This is a genomic window from Marinomonas ostreistagni (genome assembly GCF_016461785.1).
In the GTDB taxonomy this organism is placed as follows: domain Bacteria; phylum Pseudomonadota; class Gammaproteobacteria; order Pseudomonadales; family Marinomonadaceae; genus Marinomonas; species Marinomonas ostreistagni_A.
In genome coordinates this window covers 184,065-190,504 of sequence record NZ_JAEMUH010000010.1, presented here as the reverse complement: position 1 = coordinate 190,504, position 6,440 = coordinate 184,065, and the positions used below count along the sequence as shown (strand labels likewise).

Annotated in this window: 7 protein-coding genes; 2 read left to right on the top strand and 5 right to left on the bottom strand. The window is 42.2% G+C overall.

Annotated elements, in window-relative coordinates; translation table 11 throughout:
- The first annotated feature begins 110 nt into the window (after window positions 1-110).
- The gene (locus tag JHD44_RS11990) at window positions 111-662 is read left to right on the top strand and encodes a DUF2058 domain-containing protein (RefSeq protein WP_199462981.1); all 552 of its coding nucleotides are present in this window, start codon (window positions 111-113) and stop codon (window positions 660-662) included.
- A 35-nt stretch (window positions 663-697) separates the two neighbouring features.
- Here the strand turns inward: JHD44_RS11990 and JHD44_RS11985 are convergent, their stop codons facing one another.
- Both JHD44_RS11985 and JHD44_RS11980 read right to left on the bottom strand, forming a co-directional pair.
- A complete protein-coding gene (locus JHD44_RS11985; protein ID WP_199462980.1) occupies window positions 698-1,534 on the bottom strand; it encodes a polyphosphate kinase 2 family protein in 837 nt (278 codons plus the stop codon).
- Between the two features lie 102 nt (window positions 1,535-1,636).
- Window positions 1,637-2,374: a substrate-binding periplasmic protein gene (locus tag JHD44_RS11980; RefSeq protein WP_199462979.1), complete on the bottom strand. Its 738-nt coding sequence runs from the start codon at window positions 2,372-2,374 to the stop codon at window positions 1,637-1,639.
- Window positions 2,375-2,573: 199 nt separating this feature from the next.
- Between JHD44_RS11980 and JHD44_RS11975 the strand changes: the two genes are divergently transcribed.
- Window positions 2,574-3,233, top strand: coding sequence for a glutathione S-transferase (locus JHD44_RS11975; protein WP_199462978.1), 660 nt, complete (start codon window positions 2,574-2,576; stop codon window positions 3,231-3,233).
- Between the two features lie 18 nt (window positions 3,234-3,251).
- Here the strand turns inward: JHD44_RS11975 and JHD44_RS11970 are convergent, their stop codons facing one another.
- The 3 genes from JHD44_RS11970 to JHD44_RS11960 all read right to left on the bottom strand — a co-directional run bounded on the left by JHD44_RS11970 (window position 3,252) and on the right by JHD44_RS11960 (window position 6,376).
- Window positions 3,252-4,415, bottom strand: a complete 1,164-nt coding sequence (locus tag JHD44_RS11970; RefSeq protein WP_199462977.1) for a quaternary amine ABC transporter ATP-binding protein — start codon at window positions 4,413-4,415, stop codon at window positions 3,252-3,254.
- The gene (locus tag JHD44_RS11965) at window positions 4,408-5,307 is read right to left on the bottom strand and encodes an ABC transporter permease (RefSeq protein ID WP_199462976.1); all 900 of its coding nucleotides are present in this window, start codon (window positions 5,305-5,307) and stop codon (window positions 4,408-4,410) included. Before JHD44_RS11965 ends, JHD44_RS11970 begins: the two co-directional genes overlap by 8 nt.
- Before the next feature lie 70 nt (window positions 5,308-5,377).
- A complete protein-coding gene (locus JHD44_RS11960) occupies window positions 5,378-6,376 on the bottom strand; it encodes an ABC transporter substrate-binding protein (protein WP_199462975.1) in 999 nt (332 codons plus the stop codon).
- Window positions 6,377-6,440 lie beyond the last annotated feature (64 nt).

The following is a 6,440-nucleotide window of genomic DNA, read 5'->3' as shown; positions in this document are numbered from 1 at the left end:
GGGCTCAGCCATGTGCAAAGGGGGTCCTAAGCTAAAAAGAGCAGGGCATTGCCTTACAAAAACGTTATAATGCGAACAGTTTATTGATATGCGTTTACTAGAGGTTTTACATGGCTAAGTCCTTACAAGAACAGCTTTTAGGAGCTGGTATTGTTGATAAGAAAAAGGCTAAGAAGATCAAGGCTGAGAAACTGCAGACCAAGCAAAAAATGAAGAAAGGTCAGCTGGACAATTCGGCAGAGGAAGCTCGTCAAGCTGAGCTGAAGCGTCAGAAAGAAGAGAAAGCAGCGCGTGATAAAGAGCTGAATTTAAAGCGTCAGGCTGAAATTGAGTACAAAGCCATTCTTGGTCAGATTCGTCAAATTATTATTCAAAACCGTGTTGTAAAAGAAGACGGTGAGATCGCCTATAATTTCACGGACGATAAGAAAGTTAAAAAGCTTTATGTGTCTGAAAAAATGCATAAAGATTTGTCTGAAGGTCGTCTAGCGATCGCTAAGCTTGAAGGTCAATATGAGATCATCCCTAAAGGCATTGCTGAAAAGGTTCAAGAGAAAGAGCCTGATATGATTCTAGTATTGAATACATCTTCTAAAGTGGAAGAGGTGGATGAAGACGATCCTTATGCTGAATTCCAAATCCCTGATGATTTGATGTGGTAAAGATCTATAAGGGCCCTAGTGGCCCTTTATAGTTTCTATTGTTCATTTATTTCTATGCCTAACTGCTTACGGGCAGCTTTGACAACGGCTGGATCAACGGGTGGCGGGCTTAAATCCACTTCTTTTGATAGCGCCTCGATTACAGTGTTAAGTACTTCTATACGAGCAAACCACTTTTTATTACCTGGAATGATCGTCCAAGGTGCTGAAATAGTAGAAGTACGTTGGAACATCTCATCTGTTGCACCTTCGTAGTCATCCCATTTTGCACGGTTACGAATATCTTCTTCGGTCAGTTTCCATTGCTTCATTGGGTTATTGAGACGTTCTTCAAAGCGCTTTAATTGCTCACCTTTAGAGATATGCATAAATATCTTGATAATGCGTACACCATCATCCGTTAGCATGCGTTCAAACTCATTGATTTCTTGGTAAGCACGTTGCCACTCGTTTGGAGAAGCAAACGCCTCAATACGTTCAACCAATACTCGCTCATACCAAGAGCGGTCAAAGATAGCGATGGAACCAGGCTTAGGTAAGCGCGTTTGAAATCGATATAGGTAATGTCTGCCTTGCTCGTCTTTTGTTGGTGATGCGATTGGATGCACTCGATAGCCGCGCGGGTCGAGTTTCTCTGTGACTCTTCTAATCGCACCGCCTTTACCGGCGGCATCCCAGCCTTGGAAAACAATGATCGCACGTTTGCCTTGATGGTAATAAGCTTGCTGTACTTGAAGCATTAGGTCTTGAGCTTTTTTTAGCTTCTTGTGGTAATGATCTTTGTCTTTCAGGGCATATTCTTTGCGCTCAATATCATAATCACTGAGTCGAGGTGGGTTAGCGACCAGTGTGATTGTACTTGGAGAGAACATTCCTTGCTCCATATGATGTATCTGAAAATAAGGCTCATAGGGAAAATCCTATGAGCCTTATTAGCATACTCTCGCCCAGTTTCGATGAACAGGTTTGAAGTGTTACTGCTGGTTGAATTCCGCTAGGATCTCATCGTAGCGACCAGAACTTTGGATTGCGATTAAACCTTTGTTAAATGCATCGCGGATCTCTTCAGCGTTTGGAATAGACTTAGAGATCAATAGGTATAGGTCGTTTTCTTCAAGTGGTGGAAGAAGGATTTGTAGTTGAGAACCGTCAATACCTTCTGCTTTTGCAGCTTCTTTTGCTACAGCCAAGCTGTCCGCATACAAAGCAAGCTCGCCTGAATTCAATGCTTTTACGGCATCTGAAACTTCAGGGTATTCACGTAGGTCGTTGAATGGGAAGTTATCAAAAGACTCACCAATAACTGAGCCTTTTAGTTTGCCAATACTGTATGCGTTAAGTGCTTCAAACGAGTCGTAATTGTTAAGTGGAAAGTCTGGTTTTTTGATTAGACCCGCTAGTACGGTGTAGATTGGAATAGAGAAGTAATATTCTTGCGCACGTGCTTCAGAGTAGTAACCACCTACAATTGCATCTTTCTCGCCACTTTTAACGGTGTCTAGAGCTGTTTGCCAAGCAGTGAATTCCATTGTTGTGTCATAGCCAGATTCTGATAGAGCTTCATCAACAATTGCAGTAATGAAACCACCACGATCTAGGCTGTCGCCATAAAATGGTGGCCAATTCATTGTTGTTAGGTCGACGGTTTGAGCTTGGGCTGCCAAAGGGAGAGCGAAAGCAATTGCTGAAAAGAACTTCTTAAATTTCTTCATAGGGTAATCCTCTGTGTTGTGATATTCCTGTACAATTTACGCATTCTATGAACATTGTTACCTAATCAATAGATAAGGTGTCGTAACTGGACAGACATAAGTCGTATTGGTTTACCAGTAGAGAAACTAGTAAAGCTTATATCGTCTAAACCTGTATATTTATATTAGTTTTTATAATTCATTGATCTCGGAGAGACTCTTGCCTGCAACTTTATACAGCTTTCGCCGTTGTCCTTATGCAATGAGAGCTCGCTATGCGTTAGTAACACTTGGAATAACTGTTGAACTCCGTGAAGTAGTGCTTAAAAGTAAACCAGAAGCTTTGCTTCAGTTAGGTGGCCGTTCAACCGTTCCTCAGCTAATAGATGGTGAACAACGTTTTCCTGAAAGCTTAGACATAATGTTTTGGACGCTTGAGAACACTATCGATACAAAGTCTGCAGAGCAGTTATGGCCAAGAGATGCTGGAAAACAAGCTAAGATATTAGCCTGGATACGCTTTAATGATCATTGCTTTAAGCAATGGCTAGATCGATATAAATATGCAGACCGCCATCCAGAATGTTCCGAAGAATTTTACCGGGCAAAAGGCGAGCGCTTTCTGAAACGTTTGAATAAGCGGTTATCATCTTCTGAATATTTGCTGGGAGACGTTCTGACATTGGCTGATATCGCAGTCTTTCCCTTTATACGCCAATTTGCTGGAGTAAACCGCAAGTGGTTTGAGGGGAGTGAATATTCACATCTAAAAAAGTGGCTTAATACCTTTCTTGATAGTGATTGCTTCAAAGTAGTCATGAAAAAGTATGAGCCTTGGGAAGACGGACAAGCGATTATTAACTTTCCTGAGCCACTTTAAAAGTGACTCAGGAAGTGCTTACGCGACGTTGAGCTGGTTTGGCAGCTGAAGCATTTTTGCTAGCGCTTTGTGGCTTAGGTAACCACACAACTCCTTATTCTTATCGATAACTGGCAGTGGTTGGCTGCTTTCTAGCATTGTCGGCAGAATATCTTGTAGTAGTTGGTTGCGACTTAAACTATGAACAGGTAGCCAAACAGCACCACTATTAGGGCTTACCTCTGTACATGCTTCAAACATTCCTTCGTCTGTTATTCTGTAGGCAACACCATGCTCATCAATCAATCCTTCCAGCTCATCTAAACTGTCCGATGCATAAACCGGTAGTGCAGGCGACATAACATTTTTAACGAATAACGCTCTAGCTCGGTTAACGTCTTTTGCGAATGCTCTGACGTAGTCATCAGCTGGATTCAATATGATATCAACTGGTTTACCAACTTGAACTAATTTACCATCCTTGAGAACAGCAATACGATCACCTAATCTGAGTGCTTCGTCTAGATCATGGGTGATAAAGATGATTGTCTTGTGAAGCGTTTCTTGAAGCTCAATTAACTGACTTTGCATGTCATATCTAATGAGAGGATCAAGTGCTGAAAATGCTTCGTCCATTAACAGAATCTCAGCATCGGTACAAAGAGCTCGCGCAAGGCCTACACGCTGTTGCTGGCCACCTGATAACTGAGAAGGGTACTGCTCTTCATATCCTGCTAGACCAACAGTTTCTAACCACTCTTTAGCTTGGCCCTCCCACTCACTTTTCTTTTGTCCTTTAACAGATAATCCATAGCCAACATTTTCAACTACCGTTCTGTGTGGAAAGAGACCAAAGTGTTGAAACACCATAGACATTTTATGTCGCCTGAAGTCAGTTAGGTCTTTCATCGAAAGCTGCATAATGTCGTCGCCATTTACTTTAATCTTACCAGCAGTAGGATCTATTAGGCGGTTAAAATGTCTGATTAACGTGGATTTTCCAGATCCAGATAACCCCATGATGACGAATATTTCTCCACGATCGATGGTGAGATTGATATCGCGTAGACCAACGGTGTGACCTGTTTCAGCTAACACATCATCTTTGCTTGCTCCAGCCTTGACTTTGGGAAGAACTTGTTCAGCATCTGGGCCAAAGATCTGATACAAACCTTCAATTTGAATTAGAGTTTGTTCATCCATTTTCTCGCCCTTCTAAATGTCGTTGACTTCGTTTTGCATAGCTTTGTGAAACCCTATCAAACATGATGGCAAGTGCTACAATCGCGAGACCATTTAATAAACCTAAAGTGAAATATTGGTTAGTGATAGATTTTAGAACAGGCTGTCCAAGCCCTTTTACACCGATCATGGAGGCAATCACGACCATTGCTAAGGCCATCATGATAGTTTGGTTAATACCCGCCATAATGGTTGGCATAGCTAGGGGTAACTGTACTCCGAATAAGCGTTGCGTAGGTGTCGCTCCGTAAGCCGTAGCCGCTTCTAAAGTTTCTTTACTAACAAGTCGAATTCCCAAGTTGGTTAATCGAATAACAGGAGGAATCGCATAGATGACGACTGCAATCACTCCCGGTATTTTGCCAATACCGAGCAACATGACTACTGGAATTAAGTACACGAATGCAGGCATGGTTTGCATGACATCTAGCAGTGGCGTAACAATCGACTGAGCTCTATCTGAGCGAGACATTAATATGCCAATTGGTATACCTAAAATAATCGACATCAAGGTACAAACGGTGATGATGCTAAGGGTACGCATAGTATCCTCCCACATACCGAAGTAGCCAATTAGCAACATGGAAATAATTACGCCAACACTTAGCTTCCAGGAACGGGTTGCTAAAAAAACGATTCCAGTCACGGCAGCGAGGATAATCCACCAAGGAGTTTCAATGAGAAGGTGTTCAAACCAAACTAGGAAGTTTAATAATGGGTCAAAAAGGGATTCGATGGTATCGCCGTATTCGCGAGAAAAGTCACGATAAGCACCATCTAAAGTTTTTCGAATCGTCAATAAATCGCGACGACTCATATCTGGAAATTCAGTTAACCAGGAAGCGTCAGCCATAAGAGATGTACTCGTTAAGCAAGATAAGGAACAGAAAAACTCTGTCCCTTATGTTTAGTCAAAGTAAGGTTTACAAGTTGTCTAGTGCAGTCATCAATTTGGCTTTAACGTCAGCGCTAACCCATTGAGACCAAATGTCTTCATGCTCAAACATAAAGTTTTCCGCCGCATAGGCGCCATCGGCTTGGTTATCTTCCATCCACGCCAATAGACCATTCATTTCATCATTTGTGAAAGATCGGCTCTCAATATATGAATAAGCTTCAGGAGCACGGCTTGCAAATTCAGACGTTGTGACAGTATAAACAGGGGAAGGGGGATACATGGTTACTTTTGGCTCTAGACAAGTATCTTTCGAAATACAATCCAAGTAATGCTGTTCATCAACGCCACTGCCAAAATCAACTTTAACCATATTATACTTACCTAGAATGGCGGTAGGAGCCCAGTAATAGCCGAACCAAGGCTCTTGACGCTCATATGCACGTGCAATGGAACCAGATAGGCCGGCACCTGAGCCTGGATCAATAAGTTCAAATCCTGCTTCGTCTAGATTCAAAGCATTGAATAAGTTACGTGCAGTTATTTGACAGTTCCAGCCAGCTGGGCAGCCGTACATACCTGATTTAGAAGGATCTTCAGGATGTTGGAATTCTTTTGCATGTTTAATGACACCTTCGATGGTTGCCAGCTCAGGTGCTTCATCAACCATATATTGTGGTACCCAAAAACCTTCTTCACCGCCATCAGATAACGATTTGACTGCAATTTTTAGACGACCTTCCTCAACGCCACGATCTAAAGCTGCTTTCATAGAGTTGGTCCACAACTCTGGTGCAATGTCCGGTTCTCCTTTCTCAATCATAGAAGTACCCGTTGGCATCGTATCACCCGGTACCACTTCTGCATCACAATCGAAACCATGCTCTAAGATGAACTTATCTACGTTTGCCATGAGTGTCGCTGAGTTCCAGTTCATATCAGCGATGGTGACCTTACCGCAGTCAGCAGCGAATGAGGAGCAAGCAAACAGTGCTCCAGCAGAAGTGATTAATGCTTTTCTGATCATGTCTAGTTCCTTTGAGATATTTTAAAAATAGGTAAGATTTTTAATTATTTTGTCTATTAATTTA